Origin of the sequence: Pseudomonas sp. PHC1, from assembly GCF_046487845.1 — a bacterium.
GTDB classification, from domain to species: Bacteria; Pseudomonadota; Gammaproteobacteria; order Pseudomonadales; family Pseudomonadaceae; genus Aquipseudomonas; species Aquipseudomonas sputi.
Map to the genome: position 1 here is coordinate 1 of NZ_JBJXHJ010000063.1, position 1,211 is coordinate 1,211.

1 protein-coding gene is annotated in these 1,211 nt (G+C 51.4%); it reads right to left on the reverse strand.

Annotated elements, in window-relative coordinates; genetic code table 11:
* Positions 1–7: 7 nt before the first annotated feature.
* Positions 8–1,168, reverse strand: a complete 1,161-nt coding sequence (locus ACKJSM_RS28635) for an IS30 family transposase (protein WP_410239536.1) — start codon at positions 1,166–1,168, stop codon at positions 8–10.
* Positions 1,169–1,211 lie beyond the last annotated feature (43 nt).

Here is a 1,211-nt window from a genome sequence, read left to right on the forward strand (position 1 = left end):
GGCGGGCTCAACCGGTCAACGCAACGAGTCGCTGCAACCTATCAGCGGGTGTTTCAAAATCCAAGGTTTCACGTGGTCGCTGATTCATTTGCAAAGCTACTGCATCAAGATCGGATTGGCTGTAACCACTTAAGTCAGTACCAGGGCGGAAGTACTGACGTAGCAAACCATTGGTATTTTCATTTGTGCCCCGCTGCCAAGGGCTGCGGGGATCACAAAAATACACATCGATATTGGTATCCATGGTGAACCGCTTGTGCTGGGCCAGTTCTGTACCGCGATCCCATGTTAGCGATCGCCATAGTTGCTCCGGTAACTGTCGGACCTCTCGAATTAACCCATCGACCACGCTTTTTGTATCTTTCCCATCGACTCGCACAAGCACCAAAAAGCGCGTGCTACGTTCTACCAACGTAGCAATATGACTGTTTTTGGAACCGGTAATAAGATCGCCTTCCCAATGTCCGGGAACGGCTCTATCTGAAGCTTCGGCTGGGCGTTCACTAATAGAAACAGCATCGATGATATGCCCTCTGGGTTGTCCCTTGCTCGTAGCCGACTTCGCCCGGCGCATCATGCGTCTGGAGCGCAACACAGCAACCAGTTCTTTTTTCAAGACACCGCGAGCCTGTATGAACAAGCAACGATAAAGGGTTTCATGAGAAATCTGCATCGTAAGATCATCAGGATATTTGCGTTTGAGCCAGCCAGCAATTTGCTCGGGTGACCAGTAAAGCTTCAGTTTGCTTGATACAAGTTCGCACAGCTCAGGATACTGGTTTAAGCGGAACGGTTTGGGTCTAACGCCACGCGCCCAAGCTTGCTCATCGGCCTCTGCTGCCCTATAAAAATCACGGCCGCGATTTCGAGATAGCTCGCGGCTGATCGTTGAGGGCGAGCGATTTAGCTGGGTTGCGATGAGCCGAATAGAGTGACCAACTGCGACTCCCCGAGATATCTCTTCGCGCTCACCAAGCGTCAAGGCTAGCCGTGATCGATGCCTGGTTCGAGGGGAAATCCCCCCATTACGGGCTAATAACGTATGAACCGTGCCCGTTGGTTTCTGGATAGCCACGGCTATTTTGCTGAGAGTTTCGCCTTTGCGCCACAACCTCCAAAGCTCTGCTTTCTGCTCAGCGGAAAATCCATATCTCTCGCTACGTGCCATTTCTTAATCTGCTCCAATCAACGAACGAAAAGTGTACGTTGCG

Bases quoted from the DNA above. Each gene is read 5' to 3' on its own strand.
- ACKJSM_RS28635 (WP_410239536.1), bottom strand. From the start codon at position 1,168: ATGGCACGTAGCGAGAGATATGGATTTTCCGCTGAGCAGAAAGCAGAG.